A 25,632-nucleotide genomic window follows, 5' to 3' on the forward strand; every position below is an offset into this window, starting at 1 on the left:
GACCGGCGCCCCGTCCGTCACAGCCGGCTGGCCGTTCCGCACTGCGTGCCGCCGGACTCCTTCATCCGCGTGTCCATCGGCACGCTCCGGTCGTACGGATCCACCTCGGGGCCCTTCCCCGAACTCTGGTGGTCGGCGGCGAACTCGGGGACGAAGAAGCCGGTGAAGTTGCTGCAGCCGCCGTTGCTGGCGTCCAGCTTGTAGGAGACCAGGGAGAACGTCCCCGGCTCGGTGATGACCTTCGCCGGGTCGTCCCAGCTCATCACCGTCTCGCGGCGCACGATGGTGCGCGCGACCTCGTCGCTGCCGCCCGCGGCACGGACGAGCGGGTAGACGTAGGTGACATCGCTGGTCACCTCGACCGCTCCGCGCTTGCCCTCGCGGAACGAGATCGATCCCTGCGCCTTGACCGTGGTCCCCGCCAGCCGCACCTTCGTCTGCGCGAAGCGGCTGAACAGCAGCAGGGGGTCGTTCTCCTGGCTGGGATCGCGGAAGGCGGCCGACAGGTAGTCCTGGACGTCGCGCTGGTGCGGGTTGATCAACGCGATCGCCTTCTTCGGCTGCCCCCCGCGCAGCACATCGGGATCCAGACTGGCCGCGGCGAGGAAGTCCAGGCTCTGGCCGAGGGCGTGCGTGACCTGTCCCTCGTTCATCCAGCCGGTCGCCCGCGCCACGGGCACGCTGATCCCGGCCGTCCCGTCCTTCCACTGCGCCGCCGGCGACCCCCGGAAGGGCTCGTCCACCGTGGGCGGCCGGAGCGCGGAACCGGTGGCGGGTGACGCGCTCGCGCCGTCCGCGTGGCCGTCCCCGAACCATCCGACGACCCGTCCCGGATCCAGCGCGACCACCAACAGCACGACCGCGACCAGGAGTCCGACCGCGTACCAGGCCTTGGCCGGCCTGCGCCGGGGCGGTTGCTGAGCCCGCCATCCCGCCGGCGGCCCGGCCTCCTCCTGCAGCCGCCGTCCGACCATCCGGGCCCGCGCCGAGGGCTCCTCGGGCGCGCTCCGCGTGCCCGCCTCGGCGTCCCGCAGGAAGCGCTCCCACTCCTCGTCCGGTATGGACGACCCATCCTTGGCCACGGCGTTCTCCCACCCCTTCGCACGAACGGGCCCTCCCCTGGACCCTGCTTCATTCTCCTATCACCACGCGGCTGATCTGGGCGAACCCGGGCCTCCGCCGCCAGGCGCGGATGTCTGGATCTGCGGGCTTCTCGGCCGTTCCCGAGGGGCGCGTGGCGGGCGGAAACGGAATCATGGAAGGCGACGCCAGCACTTTCCACGACGGGAGCGACACCATGACGGAGACCATCGCGGGAGTGGTCATTCCCGACACGAAGGTCATCGCTGACGCGACCGACCTCATCAAGGAGACGTCCACCCCGCTGCTCTACCACCACTCCCGCCGGGTCTTCCTCTTCGGCACGCTGCAGGCCGGGAGGCTCGGCCTCACACCCGACCCGGAGCTGCTGTACGTGGCGGCGCTGTTCCACGACACCGGTCTCGTCCCCGCGTACCGAAGCAACGACCAGCGCTTCGAGCTGGACGGCGCCGGGCAGGCGTACGCGTTCCTCCGGGACCACGGCTACGGGGAGGCCGAGGCGCGTACGGTGTGGACCGCGATCGCGCTGCACACCACGCCCGAGGTGCCGTACCAGATGGCGCCGGAGATCGCGGCGACGACGGCCGGGGTCGAGACCGACGTGCTCGGCCTGCGCCTGGACAACCTCACCGCCGACGAGATCGGCGAGGTGACCGCGGCCCACCCGCGGCCCGACTTCAAGCGGCAGATCCTGCAGGCCTTCACCGACGGGTTCGCCCACCGCCCCGACACCACCTTCGGCACCGTCAACGCGGACGTCCTCGAACACTTCGTGCCGGGCTTCCGGCACACCGACTTCGTGGACGTCATCGAGAACTCGTCCTGGCCCGAGTGAGCGACCGGGACCGCGCGGCGGGAGCGGCCGCGGCACGACAGTAGTCTTCGGCCATGGCCCTGCGTCCTGACGAGTTCTACGCCCACGCCCGACGTGCCGCGGACGGCGAACAGCGGCTCCCGCTGGCCCGTATGACGGGGTGGGAGATCAGCCCGTTCGAGCCGGACGGGCTGCGCGTCGCGCCGCTGCGGCCACCGGTGCTGCCCGAACCGGCGCGGCACGGCGAGGACCCGTCGGACTGCCCGTCGTGCCGCAGCCGGGACGAGGGCATCTGGCTCGACGACCGCTGGCGGCTCACCCGGATCGCCGGGGTCGGCGTGCCGCTGGTGCTGATGCTGCATCCGCGCGACCACTTCGACCTGGCGGACCTGCCCGACGAGCTGGCGGCGGAACTGGGGGTGCTCACCACACACCTCGCCCGCCATGTGCAGGCCCTGCCGCACATCTCGCGGGCCCACGTGTACCGCATCGGCGACGGCGGGGCGCATCTGCACATCTGGTTCTTCGCCCGCCCCGAGGGTCAGGCGCAGCTGTACGGATCGTGGATGGTCGTCTGGGACGACCTGCTGCCGGAGTATCCGGCGGACGTGGCCGAGGCCGACGCGGCGCTGGTGGCGGACGCGTTGGTCGCCTCCTACGGGGGCCGCCGACCGGCCGCGGACGGGCCGCCGCACACCTGACGCGCCGGGTGCGCGGAAATCCGACTGCCCGTCACGGGTCCTACAACCTTCGGGGACGATCACGTGTCTTCCAGGTGAACGACGGTGGGAGCAGGCGGCCTGCCGCGCGGCGAACACACAATCTGGGGGGAATTTCGTGCGCATACGCACATCACTGATGAGACGCTCCGCGACGGCGGTGCTGGCCGCACTCGCGGTGACCGCGATCCCGCTGGCAGGTGCCGGCACGGCGGTGGCCGACGGCACCGGCCTGCCGGGAACCGTCAGCCAGGTCGACGGGGTGCCCACCGTGGCCTGGGGCGATCCCGACATCGAGACGGATGCCGGGGACCTGGACTACGAAGCCACCCTGCCGGCGAGTGTCACCGGCGACGTCAAGGCCCGGGTGGTCTTCCCCAGCGGCCAGTTCGGCACCTGGACCCCCCAGCAGGTCGCCCGGTCGATGTCCTCGACGTGCTTCGTGACGGGCGGGCCCGACCTGGCCGTCTGCAGGTGGTCGGTCGCGGGTCCTGACGACGTCAACGCGGGTTCCGTCATCCTCGACATGCCCACCGTCCCGGCCGCGGCGCAGATCAGCTACGACGCCGAGACCGTAGGGGGCGGCATCACAGCGGACCTGGACCTGCACGGGACGGTCGAGCTGCGGTCGGCCGCCGACAACTCGCTGCTGGCGTCCAACTCCTCGGCGCTGTACTTCAGGTTCCGGACGTACCCGGGCGTCTACCCGGCGCTGTACGGGCGGGACGAGTCCGGAGTGCTGTGGAAGTACAACGGCACCGGCGACATGGCGGCCCCCTTCGGCCCCCGCACGAAGGTCGGAGGCGGCTGGGACGCCTACACGGCGATCACCCCGCTGGGGAGCCTCAGCGCCGGCGGCTACGGCGACCTGGTCGCCCGCGACACCGCCGGCGTGCTCTGGTACTACCAGGCCACCTACGACGACGCCAAGCCCTTCAAGCCCCGCGTCCGGGTCGGCAGCGGCTGGAACACCTACACCGCGCTGGCCGGCGGCGGCCTGTCCCACACCATGGGCCTGCCGGCCCTGGTGGCCCGGGACGCGGACGGGAAGATCTGGTACTACGAGCCGACCGGCGACATCACCCACCCCTTCGCCCCCCGCGTCGAGGCCGGCCACGGCTGGAACATCTACAGCCCGCTGGTGCAGTACGCGGACGGCCTGGTCGGCCGTGACTCCTCCGGTGGGCTCTGGGCCTACGACATGAGGACCGGCAGCGGCCCCACCTCCCCCTACGGCCCGCGGGTCCAGGTCGGGGGCGGCTGGCAGGACTTCACCGCGCTGGCCGGGATCAAGGACGCCAACCTCGACGGGGCCGACGACCTCGTCGCCCGGGACTCGGCGGGCAAGCTCTGGCTCTACCGCTCCTCGCTCGACCCGCACCTGCCCTCGCAGCGAAGCCTGGTCGGCGGCGGCTGGAACACCTACGACATGCTCTTCTGAGCCCCACCCCCACAGCCGGGCGCGAGCACCGTCACGGGCCGCGCCCGGCACCCCCCAGAAAAGCCCCGCCGCACGCGACGGCCTGGACCGCGTCGACCGCGGCCGACCGGCGTCCGCACATGCCCCGACCCGGGGAATCCGGCACAATAAGACCGCAATGCCGGATATAAGGGGGGTCGAGGACGTGCCGAGGAACGAGGACGGCGCCGTGGCACGCGAGGCCGCGGCACACCTTGACCAGTTGCTGGAGCGCGTCACCCCCCAGGTCGGCGCGCACGTCGGGCTCACCTACCTGCTCGTCCCGGAGCGGCAGGTGCTCCAGATGACCGCCGCGGTCGGGGCGCCCATGAGGCTGGCCCGGCCATGGGCCCGGCTGGCGATGGCGGCGCCCGCGCCGGTGCAGCAGGCCGTGCGCACCCGACAGCCCGTCTTCCTGGCCGACCAGCAGGAGCTGGCCCGCCGCTTCCCCCGGGCCTCGCTCGCCTTTCCCTACGCCGTCGCCCACTACGCCGCCCCGCTCATGGCGGACGGAGTCTGCTGGGGCGCGCTGAATCTGCTGTGGCCGGGCAGTCACCCGGGGCTGTCGGCCGGCGACCGGGCACGGCTCGCCGAGAGCGTGCGGCAGATGGCCGAGGTGCTGCGGGACGCCGCGGCCAGCGGCCGGCCGGTGCATCCGCGGGACGAACCGCGGATCCTGGCGTCGGTACCGCCGCGCGGAGCCGACCTCCCCGCCCTCGACGCCGAACGCTTCACCGAGGGCTTCTTCGCGCTCGACCTGAACGGACGCATCGTCTTCCTCACCGAGCGCGCCGCGGCCCTGCTCGGCCGCGAGCACGCCGAACTGCTCGGCTCCGAGCCGTGGGACGCGCTGCCCTGGCTGCACGACCCCGCCTACGAGAACGCCTTCGTCGCCGCGCTCTTCAGCCGCCGGCCGACCGCGTTCACCGCCCGCCGCCCGGACGGCGGACCGCTGTCGTTCCTGCTGTACCCGGAGGCCACCGGCGTCAGCGTGCGGGTGCGTCCGGCGGACGCCCCCGCGGGCGGCCAGGAGGAGGCCGTGGAGCTCCCGCCCAGCGCGCCCGTCCGTGCGGGCGCCCTCTTCCACCTCCTGCACCTGGCGGCCGCGCTCACCGAGGCCACGGGGGTCAGCGAGGTGACCGAGTCGATCATGGATCAGATGCAGCCGGTCCTGGACGCCGAGGGACTGGCCGTCCTGGTCTCCGAGGAGGGCCGGATGCGGGTGGTGGGGGCGCGCGGGTTCCCGGCGGAGATCCCGGCGTACTTCGACGGCCTGCCGATGGCGACGCCGAGCGAGGGCACCCGGACCATGGAGACCGGCGTCCCGGGCTTCCATTCCGACAGCGCCGAGCTGATGCGCTCCTTTCCGCGGCACCAGGTGTACGGACACATGCGGGCGTTCGCCTATCTGCCGCTGACGGTCTCCGGCGGCACCTTCGGCTGCGTGGTGCTCGGCTACACCGAGCCGCGGCCCTTCCCGCCGGACGAGCGCGCGGAACTCACCTCGCTGGCGGGGATGATCGCCCAGGCACTGGATCGCGCCCGGCTCTACGACACCACCGCGCAGGTGGCGCGAGGCCTGCAGGACGGCCTGCTGCCGCGGCACCTGCCCCGGGTGCCCGGCCTTCAGGTCGTCGCACGCTACCGGCCCGCCACCCACGCCCTGGAGGTGGGCGGCGACTTCTACGACCTGATCGACTTCGGCGACCGCGGCGCCGCGGCCGTGATCGGCGACGTGCAGGGACACAGCGTGCAGGCCGCTGCCCTGATGGGCCAGATCCGCACCGCCGTGCACAGCTACGCCACGACCGGCACGCGCCCCGAGGAAGTCCTCTCCCGGACCAACCAGTTGCTCCTGGACCTGAACACCGACCTGTTCTGCAGCTGCCTGTACGCCCATATCGACGCGTCCGGCCACCGCGTCGTCCTGGCCTCCGCGGGCCACCCGCCACCGGTGCTGCGGCACCCCGACGGCCACGCGGAGGTGCTCGACCTGCCACCGGGGCTGCTGCTGGGGGTGACGGGGGACGCGCAGTTCGAGAGCGTCGAGCTGCAGGTCCGGCCCGGCACCCTGCTTGCCCTCTACACCGACGGCCTGGTCGAGCGGCCCGGTATCGACCTCGGGCTGTCGATCGACCAGCTGGCCGGCCGGCTCGAGCAGGCCCAGGAGGAGTCACTGGACCTGCTCGCCGACGGGATCATCGAAGGCGCCCGGGAGACGGCGGACGACACCGCGCTGCTGCTGGTGCGCTGCCTCCCCCGGCCCTAGGCCGTGACCTGCTCCCTGTGGATGACTAGGCGTCGAACGCCGCGAAGAGGCCGTTCAGGCCCTCGGCCAGCAGGGGGTGAGTGAAGATGGCGTCCGCCATCGCAGCGCAGGGAAGCTTGCCCAGCATGGCGACCTGGATGATCGTCATGATCTCGCCGCCCTCCGCCCCGAGCACCGAGGCGCCGAGGATCTGCTCGGTCCGCGCGTCGACGACGGCCTTCATGAAGCCGCGCGTCTCGCCGGTCTCGATGGCGCGGATGACGGCGCTCATCGGCAGCTTCGCGACCCGGATCTCGCGGCCCTGCTCCCTGGCCTGCCGCTCGGTCATGCCGACCCGGCCGAGCTGCGGATCGATGAAGACGGTGTAGGGGGTGACCCGGTCCCGCGTGCTCCGCTTCCGTTGCCCGAGCAGGTTGGCGCGCAGGATCCGGTAGTCGTCGTGGGAGAGGTGGGTGAAGGCGGGCCCGCCCTTGACGTCCCCCATGGCGTAGATCCCGGGGGCGGAGGTCTCCAGATACTCGTCGACCTCGATGAAGCCGTTGGCACGCAGCCGGATACCGGCCGCCTCCGGCGCGAGCGTGTCGGTGTTGGGGAGGCGTCCGATGGCCGCCATCAGGTGCGAGCCGTCGATCTGCTGGTCGCCGTCCGGCGTGGTGACGGCCAGTCGCACCCCGCCGCCGGCTGTTCCCTCCACCCGGTCGGCGGTCGTCGACGTCAGGATGGTGATCCCCTCGTCACGCAGGATCGCGGCGACCTCGTCGGAGACGTCCTCGTCCTCCATCATCAGCAGGCGCGGGCCGGTCTGGACGATGGTGACCTCGCTGCCGAACCGGCGGAACATCTGCCCGAACTCCAGCCCGATGTAGCCCCCGCCGAGCAGGATCAGATGCTCGGGGAGCTCCCCCAGCTCCATGATCGACGTCGAGTCCAGCACGGGGACGTCCGCCGCCCCGGTGATCGTCAGCGGCCTGGGCCTGGCGCCGGTGTCGATAACGATCGTCTCCGCGCTGACCTCCCGCGTCCCGCCTTCCGCCAAGGCGATCTCCACCGTCCTGGGCCCGGTGAAGCGGGCCTCGCCCTGGATGAGGTCGAGCCCGTCCTGCGCCAGGCGGCCCGCGTAGTTCTCCCGCGCGCCCGCGACCATCGCCCGCTTGCGCTCCCGCACAGCGGCGAGGTCGACCGACACCGGCCCGGTCCGCACGCCGTACTCCGCCCCGCGGCCTGCCTGGTAGGCAAGCCGGGCGCTGGCGACCATGGTCTTGGTCGGGGTGCACCCGGTGTTCACGCAGACGCCGCCCAGGGGTCCGCGCTCGACGAGCGCGACCCTCCGGCCGGCGTTCGCCAGATCGACGGGGAGGAAACGGCCGCCCTGGCTCGTCCCGATGACCATCACGTCATAGCTCTCGTCTGCCACGAGAGTAATATAACCCTTTGTGCCGATTTGCGCACCGAGAGCGAAACGGGGCGGCGCCCGGGCAGCCGGTCACTCCTGTGGGGGCCGAGGGCGGCTGTCGCCCAGGTGGTCGCTAGTAGCCGGTGCGGCGGAGCCACCGCATCGTCGTGACGAGCTCGTCGCCGAAGTCCTCGCAGAGCGCCAGCAGCTGGCGGCCCGTCGACGTGTCGCGCAGTCCGCCGGAAGCGGGGAAGGTCCGCAGGCCGCCGTGGCAGGCGGACTCGACGGCGACATTGCGCGTGGCGAAATAGCCCTCGCCGCTCGTCCGGTCCGGCTGGTCGGCGAGGTGCCTGCGGTGTGCCTCCTGTGCGGGGTGGGGGTAGAAGGAGGCGTCGACGAGAGCGTCGAGATGGCTCGCCAGGCCGGAGGACAGATCGACCACGCGCTCGACAGCGTCCGGGGCCGGCGCGTCCAGCAGCTCGCCGAAGGCCAGCAGGCCCCCGATGAGCTCCAGCTGGACGAGCTGAACCGTGTCCGGGTCGACCTCGGACTCGAACAGCGGCGCCGCGGACAGCTCGGCGAGTGCCCGGCCGTAGGCGTGATGCGCCTGCTCGCCGGCGGGTTCCGCCGCCAGCCGGAACAGCGACGCCAGCACGTCGGGGTCGACTCCCCACTCCGGGTCCCATCCGAACGCCTGCACCGGCGCACGCCAGCGCCACAGGGCCAGAGCAGCGGCCTGGCGCCGCTGGACCGGTGTCAGGCCGGCCAACCGCTCGATCCGCACCACCTCCGTGCGTCACCCCTTCTGGTCGCCGCGCCCTTCGAGGACCCCTGTCTCCCGGGCCACTCTAGGAGCCGGCGGCGGACCGCTAGTTCCAGGTCGCCGACGAGCGGGTGGTTGAGGGGCTTCGTGCTCTCGCGGAAGACGTGGACGTCCTGGGATCCCCGCATCACGCGGAAGGCGTCGCTGCGAGTGGAGAGTTCACCGACCAGCTGGGTCAGTTCCCGGTCGTGGGGGTTTCTGCCCGCCTCGATTCGCAGCGCGCCCACCGCGAAACGGGCCATCCGCTCCCAGTCGACGTAGAACCGCCGGGCGGCCGGGTGCAGGAAGGCGAAACGGGCGACGTTCTCCCGGCAGGCCGGGTCGGCGTACATCTCGCTGTACAGCGCCCGGCACAGCCGGTTGGCGGCCGGCACGTCCAGGCGGTTGTTCATCACGCTCGCCGGCAGCTCCGGCATTCCCTCGACGATCCGCGTCACGCTCGGCCGCACCGCCGGGCGGACGGCCCGTGTCCGGGGCCGGGCCACCGGCGCCGGCCCGGCGGCGCGGGCGAGGTCGTGGAGATACATGCGTTCGGTGTCGTCGAGCCGCAGGGCGTGGGCGAGGGCGTCGAGCACGCTGGCGGAGACCCCTTTGAGGTTGCCGCGCTCCAGGCGCGTGTAGTACTCGACACTCACCCCGGCGAGCGTCGCGACCTCGCCCCTGCGCAGCCCGGCCACCCGGCGCCGGCCGTAGACCGGCAGGCCCGCCTGCTCGGGGGTGATCTTCTCCCGCCGGGAGCGGAGGAAGGCGCTGACGGCGTCCCGGTTGTCCATGAGGCAAGGGTAGGCAAGCCGCCCGACCGGTGGGGGACCCTGCCATTACCCCTCACGACGAGGACTCCCCCGGCTCCCCCGCCTGCTGTTGCATGGTCACCAGGAGCTCACACCGACCAGGCAGAGGGAGACACACCATGAACTAGCGGACCGGGACGGCGACGGAGCGACCCGCGGATGTCGTGCGGGGGCTGTACGACGCCTTGAGCATCGGCGACGTGCCCGGCGTGCTCGCCAGGCTCGCCCCCGGGGTGGTCGTGGACGAGCCCAGCCGGCTTCCCTACGGCGGTGTGCACCGGGGCCGCGAGGTGTTCGTGCGGTCGGTGCTGGGCGCGATGAAGGGCTACGCCGCCGTCGCCGTCACCGGCGCCGAGGTGTTCGAGGGCCCGGCCGGCGTCGTCGGCAGGCTCACCGGGACCCTCACGGCCCACAGCACCGGTGAGGAGTACGCCCTGACCATGGTCGAGGTCCACCAGGTCGAGGGCGGCAGCGTCCACAAGATCGACGTCTACGTCAAGAACCCCGATGAGCTCGCCGCGTTCTACGCCCGCGCCGAGGCGGGCGTCCGCTGACCACCGTCCGCTGACCGCGGCGCACCGGCCGGACGCGCCGCCTCACTGCGCGACCGTCTCGTGCGGCGCCGCGGCGCCGTCCGTGCGGTCGGGCGTGCCGGGATCCGCGCTCGCCTCGGGTTCACCGCGGGTGTTGGCGGCGCGCAGGGCGACGACGGCGCCGACCACGAGGAAGAGCGAGCCGACCAGCAGGGCGCGGCGGATTCCGCCGGCCAGCGCGGTCGCCTGGTCCGTTCCCTGGTCGAGCCGGTGGTGGACGCGGGCGGTGGAGACGGCACTGAGGATCGCCAGGCCGAGCGCGCCGCCGAGCTGCTGGGAGGTGTTGAGCAGGGCCGCGGCCAGGCCTGCCTGGTCCTGCGGCACGCCGGCGTTGGCGGCGGTCGCGGCGCCGACGAAGACCATGCCCAGGCCGAAGGACATGACAAGGAAGCCGGGGAGCAGGTCGGCCGGGTAGCTGCCGTGCACCGGGACCCGGGAGAGCAGGAGGACTCCGCCCGCGGCGACCAGCGCGCCGGCGACGATGACCGGCCGCGTTCCGATCTTCGCGAAGAGCTTCGGCGACAGGCCGGCCGCGAGGCCCGCCCCCACCGTGATCGGCAGGAAGGCCGATCCGGACTCGATCTGCGAGTAGTGCCCGACCTCCTGCATGTAGAGCGTGGCGAAGAAGAACATCGACAGGAATCCGGCGCTGGCCAGCAGGTTCGCCGCGTTGGCCGCGCCCAGGCCCCGGATACGGACGAGGGACGGCGGGACCAGCGGATTGGCGGCGCGCGCCTCGTTGGCCAGGAACGCCGCAAGCAGCGCCGCGGCGGCGGCGAGTTCACCGACCGTACGGGTGGAGTCCCATCCCTGGTCGGGCGCCTTGACCAGCGCGTAGACGAGGAGAAGCATCCCCCCGGTGACCAGCGCGGTCCCTGGCAGGTCGAATCCCTTGCCGCGCTCGGGGCGACGGGTGTCGTCGGGGATCAGCCGCGGGACGAGCAGCAGGATGATCAGGCAGGCCGGAGGGTTGACGAAGAACACCCAGCGCCAGCCCGGCCCCTGGGACAGGACCCCGCCGAGGAAGACACCGGCGGCGGAGGCCAGGCCCCCGGCGGCGCCCCATGCGCCGAGCGCCTTGTGCCGGTCGGGGCCGCTGCTGAACGTCGTGGTGAGCAGGGAGAGCGCGGCAGGCAGCATCAGGGCGGCTCCGGCACCCTGGGCGAGGCGGGAGCCGATGAGCACGCCGGAGGTGCCGGCGAAGCCGCCGGTGAGCGAGGACAGGCCGACGATCGCCGTCCCGGCGAGCAGGACGCGGCGGCGCCCGAGCAGGTCGCCGGCCCGACCGCCGAGCAGCATCAGGCCGCCGTAGGTCAGCAGGTATCCGCTCGGGACCCACTGGAGGTCCTGCACCGACAGGTCGAGGGCGTGCTGGATGGACGGCAGGGCGACGTTGACGATCGAGGCGTCGACGAAGTCCAGGAAGCCCACGAAGCACAGCAGGGCGAGGACGAGCCTGCCTTGTCCGGTGGCGAGCGGCAGGGACGGCGGTGCCGGGGTGTCGGCGGGCATGGGTGTCTCCGGTGATCACGGGGTGGACAGGGTGCGGCGGGGCGCGTCGTCAGGCGGTCGGGGTGCCGGGCGGGCACGCCTCAGCGTTCGCCACATAAATGTTAATGGCGCTAACGTTTATGCCACTAGCGACCGTACCCCGCCGGGTCGGCTTACGCAACGACAAGGATCCCCGCAGGCCCGCGCCATGACGGGCGGGCAGCGGAATCGCCCGGGCAGGTGACGGCAGGCGTGCGGCGGTGGCGGGCGCGGTAAGAGTGCGGCCGTGTTCCGCAAACAGCAGCAGTATCAGCAGCCCGGCGCCGGCAGGTTCGCGCGCACGGGCGGACGGCGAAGGGCCTGCGCCGGTGCGGTCGCCGCGGTGGTCGCCGGCGCCCTGACCATGGGGGCCGCCGCTCCGCAGGGACCGCGCGGGAGCGGGCTCAGCCCCGACATCACCGCGCTGATGACCGGCCCGGACTACCAGCACGCCCAGTGGGGCCTGCTGGAACTCGACGACAAGGGCCGGGTCGTCCACTCCCAGTACCCGGACCAGTTCTTCATCCCCGGATCGACGGCCAAACTCCTCAGCGTCTCCGGCGTCTGGCACACCCTCGGCAGCGACCACCGGTTCACCACACCCGTCCAGGCGGTCGGCCGCCGCCATGGCCCGGTGCTGGACGGCAACCTCGTGCTGGTCGGTCAGGGCGACCTCACCATGGGCGGCAGGACCGCGCCCGACGGCACGGTGTCGTACACGCCGATCGACCACACGTACGCCGACGACGTGCCCGGGGCGACCCTCACGCCGGAGGACCCGCTCGCCGGGCTCGACCGGATCGCCCGTCAGGTACGCCGCTCGGGCATCACCCAGGTCCGGGGGAATCTGGCGGTCGACACCCGGCTGTTCACCTCCTTCCCCGAGCTCGACCCGACACCGACGCCGTTGATCATCAACGACAACGTCATCGACCTGCTGACCACGCCGACCGCCCCGGGCCGCGCGGCGCGGCTCAGCTGGCGCCCGCAGGTGGCGCCGTATCAGGTGACGTCGGCCGTGCGGACGGTCGCGGCGGGCGGAACCACCGACATCCAGGTGGACGCCTCGCCGGACGGCACCCGGATCAGGCTGTCGGGCACGATCGCCGCGGACGCGAAGCCGGTACTGCGGGTCTCCGACGTGCAGGACCCGGCAGCCTTCGGGCGTACCGCGCTGATCGAGGCGCTCGCACGCGCCGGTGTCACGGTCAGGGCGCGGCCGACCGGCCCGAACCCGGCCTCGCTGGTGCCGGGGAGCTACGCCGGTACGCAGCGCGTCGCCGCCTACGTCTCCCCGGTGTTCTCGCAGTACAGCAAGCTGATCCTCAAGGTGAGCCACAACCTGGGGGCGAACCTGTCGATCTGCCTGATGGCGGTGGCGGCCGGCAGCCACAGCTGCCAGGACGGCTTCCCCGTGCTGCACGACTTCCTGCAGCAGGCCGGTATCGACCCCACGCAGGTGCAACTGCTCGACGGCCGCGGCGGCAACCCGGTCGACCGGGTCACGCCACGGGTGGAGAACGAGATCCTGCGCTACTGGGAGCGCACCCCCGACGCGACCCTTTTCAGGAACGCGCTGCCGATCCTCGGCGTGGACGGTTCGCTGGCCGGTGTCTGCGAGGGGCAGCAGACCTGTCCCGGCAGGGGCAGGGTGTGGGCCAAGCCCGGCACCAACGTCGCGCTCGACGCGGTCAACAACCGGCTTGCGGTGGCCGGCCAGGCCCTGGGCGGCTATCTCGACGCGGGCCACGGGAAGCTGTGGACCGTCTACCTCACGGTGAACGGCGCCTCCGCGCCCGACCTCCAGGGCGCCCTGGACATCATCGACGTCCAGGCCAGGATCCTCGGCCTCCTCCAGCAGCAGGCAGCCCGCTCCCGCTGACCCGTTCCCCCTTTCCCCCGCTCCCCCAGGACCCCGGCCGCATCCTGCGGCCGGGGTCCCCCTACGCGCGGCGCCGCGGAACCTCCCGCGCACACGCCCGGCACGCTGTCCGGGCGGAGCCTTCGTGGGGCAAGCTGGGACAAGCAGCCGATGTCTCCCAGCACACCCGAGGAGCCGCCATGTCCGAGACCCTCCGCCTCGACCCGGCAAGGACCGCGCTGGTCCTGATCGAGTATCAGAACGAGTTCACCAGCCCCGGCGGGGTGCTCCACGACGCAGTGGCCGACGTGATGGCGAAGACCGGGATGCTGGCCAACACCGTCGCCCTGGCCGAGGCCGCCCGGCGGATCGGCGTCACGGTGATGCACGCGCCCATCACCTTCGCCCCCGGCTACGGCGAGCTCTCGCGCCACCCCTACGGCATCCTCAAGGGGGTCGTGGACGGCTCCGCCTTCGTCAAGGGCACCTGGGGCGCCGCGATCGTCGACGAACTGGCTCCCGCCGAGGGCGACATCCTCATCGAGGGCAAGCGCGGCCTGGACACGTTCGCCAGCACGAATCTCGACTTCATCCTGCGGAGCAAGGGGATCGACACGATCGTCCTGGGCGGATTCCTCACCAACTGCTGCGTGGAATCCACCATGCGCACCGGCTACGAGCACGGCTTCCGGGTGATCACCGTGCGGGACTGCCTCGCGGCCACCTCCCAGGAGGAGCACGACAACGCGATCACGTACGACTACCCGATGTTCTCCCTCCCGCTGACCTCCGCCGAGGTCATCGCCGCGCTGTGACACAAGGGGTGCGGCACCGTGGTCGGTGCCGCACCCCGGGTTCTTCCCGCTCGCCGGCTCTATTCCGCGCTCGCGAGGGCCTTCCCCGGTGCCACGTGGCTGCCGGCCCCCGTGTACTCGCCGTAGATGACGCCGATCAGCCAGGTCTGGAAGTACGACAGGTCGGTGTAGACGTCGGGCTCGCCGACCGACCCGCAGGTGTCGAGCGCGGCCCGGCTGGTCGAACCGACGATCACCGACCACGCCGGTCCTGTGCCCTGCAACTGGAGGGCGGGCGAGCCTGAGTCGCCGTTGCAGGTGCCGCCGCCCTGTCCGCCCAGGCACAGCTCACCGGCGCTGATGCCGGCGTCCGCGCACGCCGAGCTGTCCACGACAGGAACGTCGATCTGGCGGAGGAACTGCTCGGAGTTCGTGGGCGACGACGGCGGGACCTCCGTGGTGAGTCCCCAGCCGATCTCCCTGGCGATCAGCGTGGAGTTCACCGGGTGGATGACCGCGGGCTTCACCGAGGTCACCGGCTTGTCGAGCTCCAGCAGCGCGATGTCGGCCACCTCGCCGGCGGCGTCCGGGGTCCCCCAGTCCCAACCGGGGTGCACGGTGATGGCCTTCACGTGCCGGACGATGCCGCCGTTCAGCCGGTCGTTGGAGCCGAGCCGTATGTGGTAGATGCCGGGGTCGGTGCGGTCGATGGCCGGATCGGCGTTGGCCGACAGCCAGTTCCCGTAGAGGCGCTGCGCCGTCCTGGCGGCCGGGGCGAAGCTCGGCTCGTTGGTCACGCAGTGCGCGTTGGTCTCCACGAAGCTCGGGTTGATCAGCGTGACACCGCAGGTGCCCCAGTTGGGGTCGCCGTGGTTGTCGAGCTGCAGCGAGCCGGCGAAGGGGTACGCCTGGGTGGCCGGCGTGCCGCCCACGATGGACGGCGAGTTGTCGGCCATGGCGGGGGCCGCCACCGCCAGCAGGCCGAGGGCGACCGCGCTTGTCGCCAGAAGGCGGAGCAATTTCATGGTTCTCCTTTTCCGTGCGCCCGGGAAACAGGCGGATTCGACGCGTGAACCATAGAGGAGAGCCGGGTTGCGGGTCAGCGCTGACAAACGTCGCCAGATCCCGCAAAAAAGGGATGCTGCAAGGGTGGTCGGAGTGAGTCGTGAGATAAATCACCAACCGTGATGGGCCGATCTGTCGGCCGCTGTGATGTTTTGCCCACGGCGCCGCGGGAGTCACGTTTCTCGCCGCCGAATCCGGGTTTTTGTCCTATGACTCTCAAAGTACATAAGCGCCCGTAAAGGGCTGCGCTCTCCTCGGCGACCCGGTCACCGGCTGGACCGGCCTACACTGCGCCGCAGCATCCGCCATTGACACGGTTCGTCCTGTTTGAGACGGAAATCGGTATCGCCGTACGTTATGAGCATGCCTGTTCCGCGAGCCCGCCGTGCCGGCGGTGCCCGACGGACCACGGTCTTCGACGCGGTCATCAGGGTGCTCGCGGAGCGCGGGTACGAGAACACCCGCTTCGCCGACGTGTCGGCGGCCAGTGGCACGGCGGTGAGCACCCTGCAGAACTGCTTCGGCTCGCGGGTGGACATGCTCATCGAGGCGATGCGGTATGCCACCGACCAGGAGTCAGCAGCGCTCGAAGCCGTCGCGGAGAGCGAGAGCGACCCCTGGCGTCGCCTCGTCGCGCTGATCGACCGGAGCCTGGGCAGTTCCGAGCAGGACCGGCAGGTGCTGATCGAGCTCTGGCGCAGCGGCATCCGCGACGAGGAGCTTCGTGTCCACAGCGAGGAAGAATGGAAGCGGTACGGCGCGCCTTTCCTGAAGGCGGTCGTCGAAGGCGTCGACCAGGGTGTCTTCCGGCCGGTCCATCCGCCCGAGGACATCGTCGACTTCCTGCTCGCGGCACTGGCCGGCTTCGTCATCCCCCGGGTCCTGCGCCACCGCGCCCCCTCCGAGGCGGGCTTCCGCAGCGTCCTGCTGTCGCAGCTCCGGGCGGCGCTCGGCGTCGATCCGCGGTAGCCCGACGCGGTGCGGTGTCGGCGCGGCCCGCCGCGTACACCCGTCGCAGCCGCCGCCGGACATCTCCCTTCGCGCCACGGCGGACCGGACCCGGTCCAGGACACCTCACCAGCCGAGAAAGTGACATGCGACGACTCGGACATGCGAACCCCACATCGGCTGGGCCGCGGACCACGTCACCGCGATCGACGTCGTGACGGCGGACGGCGTTCCGCGCCACGTCTCCCCGGAGGCAGAATCGGCGCTGTTCGGCGCCCTGCTCGGAGGCAAGAGCAACTTCGGCGTCGTCACGGCGATGGAGATGTCCCTCTTCCCGGTGACGCACCTCCACGCGGGGGCCCTCTTCTACTCCGGCGCCGACGCGCACGCCGTTCTGGAGGCGTAGACGCCACCGAGCGGGGGGCGCGCCAGGCGTACGAGCCGGGTGTCCACGAGCGGCTGCGCTCGGTCAAGGCGGCCTACGACCCGGACAACCGGTTCCGGGTGAACCACAACATCCCGCCGCGGCAGGCCGGGTGACCGGCCGCCTGTCGAAGGGGGCTCCCCTGTCGTACCACGCCATTGGCAAGAGACCCTGAAGGGCGGCCCATGTCCACCGAACCCCCGCAGTCCCCCGATCCCGGAGCCCCGGACCTGTCCGCGGCTCCGGGCACCTTCCAGGCCACCGACACCAACCGGGTGGAGGCCTTCAGCGACGGCGTCTTCGCCGTGGCCATCACCATCCTCGCGCTGGAGATGCACACTCCCCCGCACAGGAGCGGTGATCTCCTCTCGGCGCTACCGCACCAATGGCCGGTTTATCTGGGCTACTTCACCTCTTTTGCCTATATCGGCGTCATCTGGCTCAACCACCACCAGGCGTTCACCCGCATCCGCGTGATGGACCGGGAACTGCACGTGGCCAACCTCGCGCTGCTCTTCACCACCGCTTCGCTGCCCTTCCCGACCGGCGTGCCGGCCGACGCGCTCCAGGAGAAGTTCGACGGTTCGGACGTACGTACCGCCGTCGTGCTCTACGCGCTCGTCGCCGCCGCGATGTGCGGCAGCTGGGCGTGGATCTACTTCCACCTGGCCCGCGGTCGCGGCCTGCTCGACGCCTCGGTCAATCCCGGGTTCGTCCCCCACGGGCTCGCCCGCTCCGCCGTGGGCATCGTCGTCTACCTCCTCGGCGGCGGTCTCGGCTGGGCCCTCAACCCCGGTGTCGCGCTGGCGGCGTTCGTCCTTCTGCCGCTCTTCTACTTCACCTCCACCGGAGGCATCTTCCACTGGCGCCGTCGCACGCCGTCCCCGTGAGGCCGGGCGCGGCAGGACGCGTCAGGCCGTGCCGATCGGCGGGATGTTCTCGTTGAGCCGGAACACGTTCTGCGGGTCGTAGACGGACTTCACGGCGCGCAGCCGCTCGTACGCCTGATAGGTGTAGCCCTCCTCCACCCGAACCGGCGTGCTGCCGGACGAGGTGAAGTTGAGATAGGTGTGTCCGGTACTCCACGGCTGGAGCCTGGCCAGCGCACCTTCCGCGTAGGCGGTCGCCGGGTCCCCTTCGGCGGGCGGTCCCATGGACAGGATCCAGACCGCGAACCGGGCGTCCCGGTTCCCCACCGCGCCGGCAGGACCGACCTGCCGCCCGAAGGCGCCGCCGAGGTGGCGCAGTTCGAAGAACTCCACCGGAACGTCCGCCTCAGGTCCGGCCAGTTCGACGATCGCCTCGAACGTCTCCTCGGTGACCTCGGACAGCATCCCCCGGTGCTGAGGACGGCGACCGGCAGGCCGTGCGCGGTCGCGAAGCGGACCGCGTCCTGGACGTCTGCCGGCCGGTGCGTGATGGACAGGTTGAAGGTGGCGCACTCGGCCTGGTACCCGTCGTCACCAGGCCGGAACACCTCCCCCGCCACGTCCGTCACCAGTGCGGCGACGTCCTCGGCGGGGAGAGCGGGAAAACCTTCGTCGGTGGGGGAGGAAGTCAAGGGAGTCGCCCTTCCTCCGTCTCGTCCCATGAAACAGCAGGCCCGGCCGCGCCGCATCAGTCGGAGCGCCCGGGCAGGGGACGGTCCGCGCATATGCGTGAACCGCATTGCGGGGCTGGTGATCGGTATTGGCGCTCTCCTGAACGGCAGGTCGAGACTCGGGGTCATGTCCCTCAGCAGTGGGCCACTCGACGGTCTCGTCGTGGTGGCACTCGAACAAGCCGTCGCCGCCCCGTTCGCGAGTCGTCAGCTCGCGGATCTGGGCGCGCGCGCCATCAAGATCGAAAGGCCCGGCGGCGGAGACTTCGCCCGCGGGTACGACAGGACCGTCAACGGGCTCGCGAGCCACTTCGTGTGGCTCAACGCCGGCAAGGAGAGTGTCGTAGCGGACCTCAAGACCGCGGAGGGAAGAACGCTGCTCGGCCGACTGCTGGCGCAGGCCGACGTCTTCATCCAGAACCTGTCACCGCGGGCCGCCCGCTCGCTCGGCGTGTCCGCGCGGCAGCTGACCGAGCGGTATCCGCGCCTCGTCGCCTGCGACATCTCCGGATACGGCAGCGGCGGCCCGTACGAGGAGCGGAAGGCCTACGACCTGCTGATCCAGGCGGAGACCGGACTCGTCTCCGTCACCGGCACGCCCGAGACCCCCGCGAAGGCCGGAATCTCCATCGCCGACATCGCGGCGGGGATGTACGCCTACGCGGGGATCCTGAGTGCGTTGCACCAGCGTCACCGCACCGGCCGGGGCACCGCGCTGGAGGTGTCCATGCTCGAAGCGCTGGGCGAGTGGATGGGATACCCGTACCTCTACGGCAGGTACGGCGGGACCGCGCCGGCGCGGGCCGGGGCGAGCCATTCCACGATCGCACCGTACGGACCGGTCGCCACCAGCGACGGGCAGGCCGTCATGGTCGGTCTGCAGAACGAGCGCGAGTGGGCCGTCTTCTGCACCGGGGTGCTGCGGCGACCGGATCTGGTGGCGGACCGCAGGTTCGCCAGCAACGCGCTGCGCGTCGAGCATCGCCGCGACCTCGACCGGATCGTCGACGCGGTGTTCCGGGAGCTGGAGCCGGACGAGGCGGTGGTCCGCCTCGAAGCCGCCGGGATCGCCTACGCCCGGCAGCGGTCGGTGACGGAGTTCGCGGCCCACCCGCAGCTCGCTGCGCGGGACCGCTGGCGGGTCGCGCAGACACCCGCCGGGCCGGTCGAGGTACTCAAGCCCGCGGTGACGGCCGACTGGCCCACCCCGTCGGGATCCGTTCCGGCGCTCGGCGAGCACACCCGTGACGTGCTCGCGTGGCTGGACGCAATCGACACAGAAGACGGAGAGACGGCATGACGGGACAGCGCGACGACGGCGGCACGACCGCCGGCGACCAGGAGATAACGGCCCACCGGCTGCTCATCGGCGGAAAGCCCGTCGACGCGCTGTCGGGGAGGACCTTCACGACGGTGAATCCGTACACCGGCCGCGTCTGGGCGACGGCGGCGGACGGCGGCCCCGAGGACGTCGACGCCGCCGTCGCGGCGGCCAGGGCGGCCTTCGATGGCAAATGGGGCGCGCTGACCGGCTTCCAGCGGGCCGCCCTGATGCGGCGGCTGGGCGACCTTGTCGCCGACGACGCCGAGCGGCTGGCACGGCTGGAGGTCAACGACTCCGGCAAGCTGTACCGCGAGATGGTCGGCCAGATGAAGGCGATGGGCGGCTGGTACCACTACTACGCGGGGCTCGCCGACAAGATCGAGGGCCGCTCGATCCCGACGCCGAACCCGGACTACCTCGTCTACACCACACGGGAGCCCGTCGGCGTCGTCGCGGCCATCACGCCGTGGAACTCGCCGCTGCTGCTGCTGACGTGGAAGCTCGCTCCGGCGCTGGCGGCCGGCTGCACGATGGTCGTCAAGCCGTCGGAGCACTCCCCGATCTCCACGGTCGTCTTCGCGTCGCTGCTCGCCGACGCCGGATTCCCGGCCGGCGTCCTGAACGTCGTCACCAGCGAGCGGGGCGAGGTCGGTGCGGCGCTGGCCGGCCACAGCGGGGTCGACGCCGTCGCGTTCACCGGCTCGACCTCGACCGGGCGTGCGGTGGCGGCCGCGGCCGCCGGGAATCTCCACCGGGCGACGCTGGAGCTCGGTGGCAAGTCCGCGCAGATCGTCTTCCCCGACGCCGACCTGCGGGCCGCCGCGAACGGCGTGCTGTCCGGCGTGTTCGCGGCCACCGGCCAGACGTGCATGGCCGGGTCCCGTCTGATCGTGCATGAGGACGTCCACGACGAGCTCGTCCGGCTGGTCAGCGAGCGTGCGTCGGCGATGCGGCTCGGCGACCCGCACGACCCGGCGACCGAGATGGGCCCGGTCGCCAACAAGCCGCAGTACGACAAGATCCTCGGCTATCTGCGCAGCGCCGTCGACGAGGGCGCGGACGTCGCCTGCGGCGGGGGCGCGGACGGTGAACTCGGCGGTTACTTCGTGCGGCCCACCGTCCTGACCGGCGTGGACCCGGACGCGACGGTGTCGCGCGAGGAGGTTTTCGGGCCGGTGCTCAGCGTCCACGCCTTCAGCGACGAGGCCGAGGCGGTGCGCCTGGCCAACGACACCCCGTTCGGGCTCGCGGGCGGCGTCTGGACCAGGGACGTGCACCGGGCGCACCGGGTCGCCGGACGGGTCCGGGCCGGGAACGTCTGGATCAACGACTACCGGGTGGTGGCGCCGAGCGTGCCGTTCGGCGGCTTCGCCGACAGCGGCATCGGCCGGGAGAACGGCGTCGCCGCGATGGACGAGTACCTGGAGAACCGTGCGGTCTGGGTCCAGCTCAGTGGCCGCACCCGGGACCCGTTCGTGATGGGATGACGATGGAGACCACCGAATTCCTCGTCCCCGGGCCGGCCGTCGCCCTCGCCCGGCTGCTCGACCTGCCGGCCGGCGACATCGAGCCGGGGTGGCCGCTGCCGCCCCTGTGGCACTGGCTGTACTTCCTGGAGCGCCCGGCGCAGTCCGACCTCGGACCGGAAGGGCACGACCGGCACGGTATCCCGCGTCCACCGCGCGACGGGCTGCGCCGGATGTACGCCGGTGGGCGTACCACCTCGCACCGCCCGCTGCTGCTGGGCGAGGAGGCCGAGTCGAGGATCGACGTCGTCCAGGAGCGGGAGCGGGAGGGACGGTCCGGCCGGATGACCGTCGTCACCACCCGCCGCACGGTCCGCCAGCGCGGAGAGGTCGCGGTCACCGACGAGGTCGACATCATCTACCGGGTCGCCACCCGGCTCGCCACGACCGCCGACGTCACCGAAGCCCCGGCGACCCCGGTCACCGGAACGCGTGTCGAGGTCGACGAGGCCTACCTGTTCCGATTCTCCGCGCTGACCTACAACAGCCATCGGATCCACTACGACGTGGACTACTGCCGGGACCAGGAGGACTACCCCGGCCTGGTCGTGCACGGCCCGTTGCAGGCACTGCTGATGAGCCGCGAGGCCCTGCGCCGTGCGGGCGACCCGATCGGCACGCACTTCGCCTACCGGCTGGTCGCCCCGCTCATCCTCGGCCAGGGCCTGGTCGTCGACGCCGCCGAGCAGGACGGCGTCACCACGGCCCGGGTACGTGACCGCCATGGGCGGACCACCGCGTCAAGTCGCCTGACCTGCCTGGACGCCGGGTGAACGCCCGATCAGGCGGGGCGGCGACGAGGGACGCGGCCGCCTCCTCGACCTGGCTGTTCGTGCCCGGCGACCGGCCCGAGCGGTTCGCCAAGGCCGCCGCGGCACAGGCCGACCAGGTGATCATCGACCTGGAGGACGCCGTCTCACCGGACGCGAAGGACGGGGCACGCCGGGCGGCGGTCCGCTGGCTCAGGGACGGCCACGAGTCGTGGGTGCGGGTCAACGCGCCGGGGTCACCCTGGTACGACCGGGACGTCTCCGCGATCGGCGGCCTGGCGGGCCTGCGGGGAATCGTCGTCCCCAAGGCGGAGAAGGTCTCGGACCTGCGCGCACTGGCCGTCAGGGTCGCGTCCTACGTCCAGTTGATCGGGCTCGTGGAATCGGCGGGGGGCGTCCTGCACGCGGCTGCCCTCGCGCGGTGCGAGGCCGTCGCCCGGCTCGCCTTCGGTGCGGTCGACTTCGCTCTCGACATCGACGCCGACGAGACCGACGAGGCGCTCCTGCTGGCCAGGGAGGCCTTGGTCGTGGCCTCGCGCGCCGCGCGGAAACCCCCACCCCTCGACTCCGTCACCACGAGCCTGGCACCCGGAGCGGCGGCCTCGGACGCCCGCCGGGCGCGGGCGCTGGGCTTCGGCGGGAAACTGCTCATCCATCCGGCGCAGGTGGGCCCGGTGGCCGAGGCGTTCCGGCCGACGGACGTCCAGGTGCGCTGGGCGCGCGGAGTCCTCGACGCGGCCGGCCGGGCGGCCAACGGCGCCGTCGGGAAGGACGGGCAGATGCTCGACCGGCCGGTCGTCGACCGCGCCCGGCGCATCGTCGAGCGAGCAGCGGGTCCCCACCGCTGAAGGCCCTCCCGGCCCGTGACCTGGCATCCCATCCGCCATGCGTCCCGCGCATGGCAGCGGCGGGAACACGCACTTCTCATCGTGCCCGCCATGGCGGATGCTGAAAGTCCCGTGACGCAGGAATAGTCATCCACCTTTCCACCCGCACGAATCCGTCATCACCATCCAGGAGCCACCGCATGCCCGCCACCCCCGCACTTTTGAATTCCCTCACCGTGGGAGACATCCGGATCACCTATCTTCCTGACGGAGCCGGCCATTTCTCCTACGATGTCTTCCCCGGGTCGTCGCAGGAGTGCTGGGCGCGCCATGCCGCCCAGACCAGCGACGGCCGCTGGGTCTGCAGCATCGGCGGTTTCCTCGTCGAATCCGGTGACAGGAAGATCCTCGTGGACCTCGGATTCGGCGACGCCGTACTGGAGGTGGAGGGCTTCGTGACCGCCAAGAGCGGGCGGCTGCTCGCCAACCTCGGTGCGGCCGGCCTCACTCCGGCCGAGATCGACACCGTCGTGTACACGCACATGCACGCCGACCACACCGGCTGGACCGCCACCGGGGACGCCCTGACCTTCGCCAACGCCCGGCACCTGGCCGGGCCGGGCGAGGTCTCCCACTGGATCGGCCGCGACGACGAACCCTTCTCCCCGGCAGGGCAGTTGCCCTTCACCTCGAACTTCGAGGAGTCCAAGGACGGCGAGATCATCGCGCCGGGCGTCGAGATCCTCCACGCACCGGGCCACACCCCCGGCCACCAGTGCCTGGTGATCTCCTCGGGGACCGAGCGCGCCATGATCCTCGGCGACACCCTCCACACCCCGGCCCAACTGCAGGAGCCCGACCTGAGCTTCATGTTCGACGTGGACCCGGTGCAGGCCCGCAGGTGGCGGGAGGACATAGTCGCGAAGCTGGCGGCCACCGGCACGACGGTGGGCGCCTGCCACTTCAGCGGATCGGCGTTCGGACGCGTGATGACCGGGCAGGGGCAGCGGTTCTGGGCTCCGCTCCCCGGGTAACCTTTGCCGATCACGGCGCCGGACCCTACGATCGGAGCATTCGACGTGTCGGCGGTCCGGCGCGTGCCTGAGGATCCGGTGGCAGGGCGCCGGCCCGCAGCGGGTTTCCCCGACCACCACGGCACGACTCCTGATGAGTGGGAACGGCGTGGGCGAATGAGTCACGTGAGTCTGGACGAACTGCGCTCCTTCCTGGTGGTCGCGGAACTGCAGAACGTCTCGCGCGCGGCGGCGGTGCTCAACATCTCGCAGCCGGCACTGTCGCGGACCATCGGACGGCTGGAACAGACCTACGGCGTCGAGCTCTTCGACCGGCCGAACCGCCGCCTGCGGCTCAACCGGTACGGCCGCGCACTGGTCGTCCGCGTCGAAGCCGCGCTGCGTGAGCTGGCGCAGGCCGAGGACGACATCGCCACCATGCGGGGGCCGCGCACCGGGACCGTCGAGCTGGCCTTCCTCCATTCGTTCGGGACGTGGCTCGTGCCGGGCCTGCTCGGGGAATACGCCCACGTCGACGCCCTGACGCGGTTCGCGCTCCACCAGGACTCGGCCGACGAGGTGGCCGCGCGGGTCGCCGACGGGCGGGCACACCTCGCGGTGACGAGCCCGCGGCCGCGGGACCCGCTGCTCGACTGGGTGCCGCTGCGCCGCGAGCCCCTGGCACTGGCGGCGTGGCCGGAACATCCGCTCGTCGGCAGGTCCCGGGTGGAGCTGATGGACGTGCTCCACGAGCACTTCATCGCCATGCCAGGCGAGTTCGGGCTCCGGCAGACCACCGACGCGCTGTTCGCCGCGCGCGGGGTCCATATGGACGTGGTGCTGGAAAGCGCCGAGATCGCGACGATCAAGGCGCTGGTGCGCTCCGGGCTCGGCGTGGCCATCGTTCCCGGCGGGCTGACGGCACCGTCGGTCTCCGGCGTCGTCCTCCTCCCGCTGGCCGATGAGGACGCCTTCCGCACCATCGGCCTGTCCTGGCACCTGGACCGGCGGCTGCCCGCGGCGGCCGGCCGCTTCCGCGGCTGGGTGCTCTCACGGCCCCGTGAGGGTGACACCGCGCCATGCGAACCGCTGCCGTCCGCTTCCGAGGAGCCTGCTGAGCATGCCGACCGATCATGACGCGGGCCGGCCGGCGCGTGCCGGGATGACGACCGTGCTGTGCGTCCCGCAGTGGCAGGGTTCCGCGTCGGGCAGGGCGCCCCGGCTGGCCGCCGGTGCGCGTCGCGCCGCCGAACTCGTCCACGCCGAGGCGGTGGTGACGGTGCCGGTGCTGGAGATCCCGGGCGAGACGGCCGCCGGGGTCCGGGCGCTCGACGTCCTCGTGCGTGCGCCGCTGGGCGACGGACCGGCCGGGCTCACCCCCGATCGGCCGCTGGCGCCCCGGCAGGTGATCGTTGCCGGCGAGCGCGCGGGGGACGCGTCCGAGCACGAGTACCTCGCCCGGACCGGGCTGCGCCGGCACGGCGTCGAGGACCTGGAGCGGGTCCTGGAGGGTCTCCGCAGGCTCGGCGCCACGCTGGCGGGGTGATCGGCGCACCGTCCACCGCCACCCCCGGCCGGAGGCAGGCGGTGTGCTCAGCCGCGGCGGAGCCGGACCGTTCCCGGCTGCTCACGCATGTGCCGGGGGACCAGGAAGCGCGGGCGGTTGAACCAGATGATCGTCAACATCAGGGCGCCGCTCAGCACGACACCCAGCAGCGGAACACCGAGGATCAGGGCATCGGCCACGGACTGCGCGTCCCACGGGGTCACCAGGACCGCGATCATCATCACGCCCAGCAGGTAGTGGAAGGCCCCACCGACGCCGAAGGCGCGTTCGATGCCGAGCTTGTGGTCGTCCGGCAGGGGTGTCAGCCGCATCCGGTAGGCGTAGGAGTACCCGTCCCGCCAACTCCGGCGGGCGAAGCGGAAGAGCGTGGTGCCCACCACGGCGCAGTACGCGATCACGGCAACCGCACCGACCGCCATCG

General features: G+C 71.9%; 25 protein-coding genes and 1 pseudogene. 18 read left to right on the forward strand and 8 right to left on the reverse strand.

Features of this window, described 5'->3' with window-relative positions; all coding sequences use genetic code 11:
- Positions 1-17 precede the first annotated feature (17 nt).
- Entirely contained in the window at positions 18-1,082 is a 1,065-nt protein-coding gene (locus OG702_RS03490; RefSeq protein WP_327287391.1) for a hypothetical protein, read from the reverse strand.
- A 215-nt stretch (positions 1,083-1,297) separates the two neighbouring features.
- Between OG702_RS03490 and OG702_RS03495 the strand changes: the two genes are divergently transcribed.
- The 4 genes from OG702_RS03495 to OG702_RS03510 all read left to right on the forward strand — a co-directional run bounded on the left by OG702_RS03495 (position 1,298) and on the right by OG702_RS03510 (position 6,362).
- The gene (locus OG702_RS03495; protein ID WP_327287392.1) at positions 1,298-1,936 is read left to right on the forward strand and encodes an HD domain-containing protein; all 639 of its coding nucleotides are present in this window, start codon (positions 1,298-1,300) and stop codon (positions 1,934-1,936) included.
- A gap of 53 nt (positions 1,937-1,989) precedes the next feature.
- Complete coding sequence (locus OG702_RS03500) at positions 1,990-2,616, forward strand: hypothetical protein (RefSeq protein ID WP_327287393.1); 627 nt, start codon at positions 1,990-1,992, stop codon at positions 2,614-2,616.
- A 157-nt stretch (positions 2,617-2,773) separates the two neighbouring features.
- Entirely contained in the window at positions 2,774-4,075 is a 1,302-nt protein-coding gene (locus OG702_RS03505; RefSeq protein WP_327287394.1) for a hypothetical protein, read from the forward strand.
- Between the two features lie 157 nt (positions 4,076-4,232).
- On the forward strand, positions 4,233-6,362 hold the full coding sequence (locus OG702_RS03510) for a SpoIIE family protein phosphatase (RefSeq protein WP_327287395.1): 2,130 nt from the start codon (positions 4,233-4,235) through the stop codon (positions 6,360-6,362).
- A 25-nt stretch (positions 6,363-6,387) separates the two neighbouring features.
- Here the strand turns inward: OG702_RS03510 and OG702_RS03515 are convergent, their stop codons facing one another.
- The 3 genes from OG702_RS03515 to OG702_RS03525 all read right to left on the reverse strand — a co-directional run bounded on the left by OG702_RS03515 (position 6,388) and on the right by OG702_RS03525 (position 9,351).
- Positions 6,388-7,776: a mercuric reductase gene (locus OG702_RS03515; RefSeq protein ID WP_327287396.1), complete on the reverse strand. Its 1,389-nt coding sequence runs from the start codon at positions 7,774-7,776 to the stop codon at positions 6,388-6,390.
- 112 nt (positions 7,777-7,888) lie between these two features.
- The gene (locus OG702_RS03520; protein ID WP_327287397.1) at positions 7,889-8,542 is read right to left on the reverse strand and encodes a hypothetical protein; all 654 of its coding nucleotides are present in this window, start codon (positions 8,540-8,542) and stop codon (positions 7,889-7,891) included.
- Positions 8,512-9,351 carry a helix-turn-helix domain-containing protein gene (locus OG702_RS03525; RefSeq protein ID WP_327287398.1) on the reverse strand — a complete coding sequence of 280 codons (840 nt, stop codon included), beginning with the start codon at positions 9,349-9,351 and terminating at the stop codon, positions 8,512-8,514. The genes OG702_RS03520 and OG702_RS03525 overlap by 31 nt, the downstream gene beginning before the upstream one ends.
- 182 nt (positions 9,352-9,533) lie before the next feature.
- Between OG702_RS03525 and OG702_RS03530 the strand changes: the two genes are divergently transcribed.
- Positions 9,534-9,923 carry a nuclear transport factor 2 family protein gene (locus tag OG702_RS03530; protein WP_327287399.1) on the forward strand — a complete coding sequence of 130 codons (390 nt, stop codon included), beginning with the start codon at positions 9,534-9,536 and terminating at the stop codon, positions 9,921-9,923.
- A 42-nt stretch (positions 9,924-9,965) separates the two neighbouring features.
- Here the strand turns inward: OG702_RS03530 and OG702_RS03535 are convergent, their stop codons facing one another.
- The gene (locus OG702_RS03535) at positions 9,966-11,474 is read right to left on the reverse strand and encodes an MFS transporter (RefSeq protein ID WP_327287400.1); all 1,509 of its coding nucleotides are present in this window, start codon (positions 11,472-11,474) and stop codon (positions 9,966-9,968) included.
- A gap of 265 nt (positions 11,475-11,739) precedes the next feature.
- Between OG702_RS03535 and dacB the strand changes: the two genes are divergently transcribed.
- On the forward strand, positions 11,740-13,374 hold the full coding sequence (dacB, locus tag OG702_RS03540) for a D-alanyl-D-alanine carboxypeptidase/D-alanyl-D-alanine endopeptidase (RefSeq protein WP_327287401.1): 1,635 nt from the start codon (positions 11,740-11,742) through the stop codon (positions 13,372-13,374).
- Between the two features lie 179 nt (positions 13,375-13,553).
- Positions 13,554-14,168, forward strand: coding sequence for an isochorismatase family cysteine hydrolase (locus OG702_RS03545; protein ID WP_327287402.1), 615 nt, complete (start codon positions 13,554-13,556; stop codon positions 14,166-14,168).
- A gap of 59 nt (positions 14,169-14,227) precedes the next feature.
- Here OG702_RS03545 and OG702_RS03550 read toward each other — a convergent pair whose 3' ends face one another.
- Positions 14,228-15,172, reverse strand: a complete 945-nt coding sequence (locus OG702_RS03550) for a S1 family peptidase (protein ID WP_327287403.1) — start codon at positions 15,170-15,172, stop codon at positions 14,228-14,230.
- A gap of 403 nt (positions 15,173-15,575) precedes the next feature.
- Between OG702_RS03550 and OG702_RS03555 the strand changes: the two genes are divergently transcribed.
- The 4 genes and pseudogenes from OG702_RS03555 (at position 15,576) to OG702_RS03570 (ending at position 17,474) form a co-directional block, all read left to right on the forward strand.
- Positions 15,576-16,181 carry a TetR/AcrR family transcriptional regulator gene (locus OG702_RS03555; protein WP_327287404.1) on the forward strand — a complete coding sequence of 202 codons (606 nt, stop codon included), beginning with the start codon at positions 15,576-15,578 and terminating at the stop codon, positions 16,179-16,181.
- Between the two features lie 193 nt (positions 16,182-16,374).
- Positions 16,375-16,566 carry a hypothetical protein gene (locus OG702_RS03560; RefSeq protein WP_327293484.1) on the forward strand — a complete coding sequence of 64 codons (192 nt, stop codon included), beginning with the start codon at positions 16,375-16,377 and terminating at the stop codon, positions 16,564-16,566.
- 35 nt (positions 16,567-16,601) lie between these two features.
- A pseudogene (locus OG702_RS03565) lies at positions 16,602-16,700 on the forward strand (BBE domain-containing protein); the annotation flags it as partial.
- Positions 16,701-16,769: 69 nt separating this feature from the next.
- The gene (locus tag OG702_RS03570) at positions 16,770-17,474 is read left to right on the forward strand and encodes a TMEM175 family protein (protein ID WP_327287405.1); all 705 of its coding nucleotides are present in this window, start codon (positions 16,770-16,772) and stop codon (positions 17,472-17,474) included.
- A gap of 21 nt (positions 17,475-17,495) precedes the next feature.
- On the opposite strand, the gene OG702_RS03575 is transcribed toward OG702_RS03570, so the two are convergent.
- Entirely contained in the window at positions 17,496-17,918 is a 423-nt protein-coding gene (locus OG702_RS03575; RefSeq protein ID WP_327287406.1) for a BBE domain-containing protein, read from the reverse strand.
- 393 nt (positions 17,919-18,311) lie between these two features.
- Here OG702_RS03575 and OG702_RS03580 point away from each other — a divergent pair, with 393 nt between their 5' ends.
- From OG702_RS03580 to OG702_RS03610, 7 genes are all read left to right on the forward strand, one after another.
- The gene (locus tag OG702_RS03580; protein ID WP_327287407.1) at positions 18,312-19,484 is read left to right on the forward strand and encodes a CaiB/BaiF CoA transferase family protein; all 1,173 of its coding nucleotides are present in this window, start codon (positions 18,312-18,314) and stop codon (positions 19,482-19,484) included.
- Entirely contained in the window at positions 19,481-20,995 is a 1,515-nt protein-coding gene (locus OG702_RS03585) for an aldehyde dehydrogenase (protein WP_327287408.1), read from the forward strand. Before OG702_RS03580 ends, OG702_RS03585 begins: the two co-directional genes overlap by 4 nt.
- On the forward strand, positions 20,992-21,807 hold the full coding sequence (locus OG702_RS03590; protein ID WP_327287409.1) for a mesaconyl-C4 CoA hydratase: 816 nt from the start codon (positions 20,992-20,994) through the stop codon (positions 21,805-21,807). The genes OG702_RS03585 and OG702_RS03590 overlap by 4 nt, the downstream gene beginning before the upstream one ends.
- Positions 21,804-22,652, forward strand: coding sequence for an HpcH/HpaI aldolase/citrate lyase family protein (locus tag OG702_RS03595; protein ID WP_327287410.1), 849 nt, complete (start codon positions 21,804-21,806; stop codon positions 22,650-22,652). The genes OG702_RS03590 and OG702_RS03595 overlap by 4 nt, the downstream gene beginning before the upstream one ends.
- Before the next feature lie 179 nt (positions 22,653-22,831).
- Positions 22,832-23,665 carry an MBL fold metallo-hydrolase gene (locus OG702_RS03600; protein ID WP_327287411.1) on the forward strand — a complete coding sequence of 278 codons (834 nt, stop codon included), beginning with the start codon at positions 22,832-22,834 and terminating at the stop codon, positions 23,663-23,665.
- Positions 23,666-23,830: 165 nt separating this feature from the next.
- The gene (locus tag OG702_RS03605) at positions 23,831-24,781 is read left to right on the forward strand and encodes a LysR family transcriptional regulator (protein ID WP_327287412.1); all 951 of its coding nucleotides are present in this window, start codon (positions 23,831-23,833) and stop codon (positions 24,779-24,781) included.
- Positions 24,765-25,190, forward strand: coding sequence for a hypothetical protein (locus tag OG702_RS03610; RefSeq protein ID WP_327287413.1), 426 nt, complete (start codon positions 24,765-24,767; stop codon positions 25,188-25,190). The genes OG702_RS03605 and OG702_RS03610 overlap by 17 nt, the downstream gene beginning before the upstream one ends.
- Before the next feature lie 47 nt (positions 25,191-25,237).
- Here the strand turns inward: OG702_RS03610 and OG702_RS03615 are convergent, their stop codons facing one another.
- Positions 25,238-25,630 (reverse strand): hypothetical protein, encoded by a 393-nt coding sequence (locus OG702_RS03615; protein WP_327287414.1) that lies wholly within the window; start codon positions 25,628-25,630, stop codon positions 25,238-25,240.
- Between the last annotated feature and the right edge of the window lie 2 nt (positions 25,631-25,632).

It is taken from the genome of Streptomyces sp. NBC_01198, assembly GCF_036010485.1.
GTDB lineage: Bacteria > Actinomycetota > Actinomycetes > Streptomycetales > Streptomycetaceae > Actinacidiphila.

Excerpts from the sequence above, each read along its gene's own strand:
- OG702_RS03585 (WP_327287408.1), top strand. The coding sequence starts at position 19,481 with ATGACGGGACAGCGCGACGACGGCGGCACGACCGCCGGCGACCAGGAG.
- OG702_RS03545 (WP_327287402.1), top strand. The coding sequence starts at position 13,554 with ATGTCCGAGACCCTCCGCCTCGACCCGGCAAGGACCGCGCTGGTCCTG.
- OG702_RS03600 (WP_327287411.1), top strand. The coding sequence starts at position 22,832 with ATGCCCGCCACCCCCGCACTTTTGAATTCCCTCACCGTGGGAGACATC.
- OG702_RS03505 (WP_327287394.1), top strand. The coding sequence starts at position 2,774 with ATGAGACGCTCCGCGACGGCGGTGCTGGCCGCACTCGCGGTGACCGCG.
- OG702_RS03575 (WP_327287406.1), bottom strand. The coding sequence starts at position 17,918 with ATGCTGTCCGAGGTCACCGAGGAGACGTTCGAGGCGATCGTCGAACTG.
- OG702_RS03615 (WP_327287414.1), bottom strand. The coding sequence starts at position 25,630 with ATGGCGGTCGGTGCGGTTGCCGTGATCGCGTACTGCGCCGTGGTGGGC.
- OG702_RS03510 (WP_327287395.1), top strand. The coding sequence starts at position 4,233 with ATGCCGGATATAAGGGGGGTCGAGGACGTGCCGAGGAACGAGGACGGC.
- OG702_RS03570 (WP_327287405.1), top strand. The coding sequence starts at position 16,770 with ATGTCCACCGAACCCCCGCAGTCCCCCGATCCCGGAGCCCCGGACCTG.
- OG702_RS03610 (WP_327287413.1), top strand. The coding sequence starts at position 24,765 with ATGCCGACCGATCATGACGCGGGCCGGCCGGCGCGTGCCGGGATGACG.
- OG702_RS03590 (WP_327287409.1), top strand. The coding sequence starts at position 20,992 with ATGACGATGGAGACCACCGAATTCCTCGTCCCCGGGCCGGCCGTCGCC.
- OG702_RS03525 (WP_327287398.1), bottom strand. The coding sequence starts at position 9,351 with ATGGACAACCGGGACGCCGTCAGCGCCTTCCTCCGCTCCCGGCGGGAG.
- OG702_RS03580 (WP_327287407.1), top strand. The coding sequence starts at position 18,312 with ATGTCCCTCAGCAGTGGGCCACTCGACGGTCTCGTCGTGGTGGCACTC.
- OG702_RS03550 (WP_327287403.1), bottom strand. The coding sequence starts at position 15,172 with ATGAAATTGCTCCGCCTTCTGGCGACAAGCGCGGTCGCCCTCGGCCTG.
- OG702_RS03495 (WP_327287392.1), top strand. The coding sequence starts at position 1,298 with ATGACGGAGACCATCGCGGGAGTGGTCATTCCCGACACGAAGGTCATC.
- OG702_RS03555 (WP_327287404.1), top strand. The coding sequence starts at position 15,576 with ATGCCTGTTCCGCGAGCCCGCCGTGCCGGCGGTGCCCGACGGACCACG.
- OG702_RS03535 (WP_327287400.1), bottom strand. The coding sequence starts at position 11,474 with ATGCCCGCCGACACCCCGGCACCGCCGTCCCTGCCGCTCGCCACCGGA.
- OG702_RS03500 (WP_327287393.1), top strand. The coding sequence starts at position 1,990 with ATGGCCCTGCGTCCTGACGAGTTCTACGCCCACGCCCGACGTGCCGCG.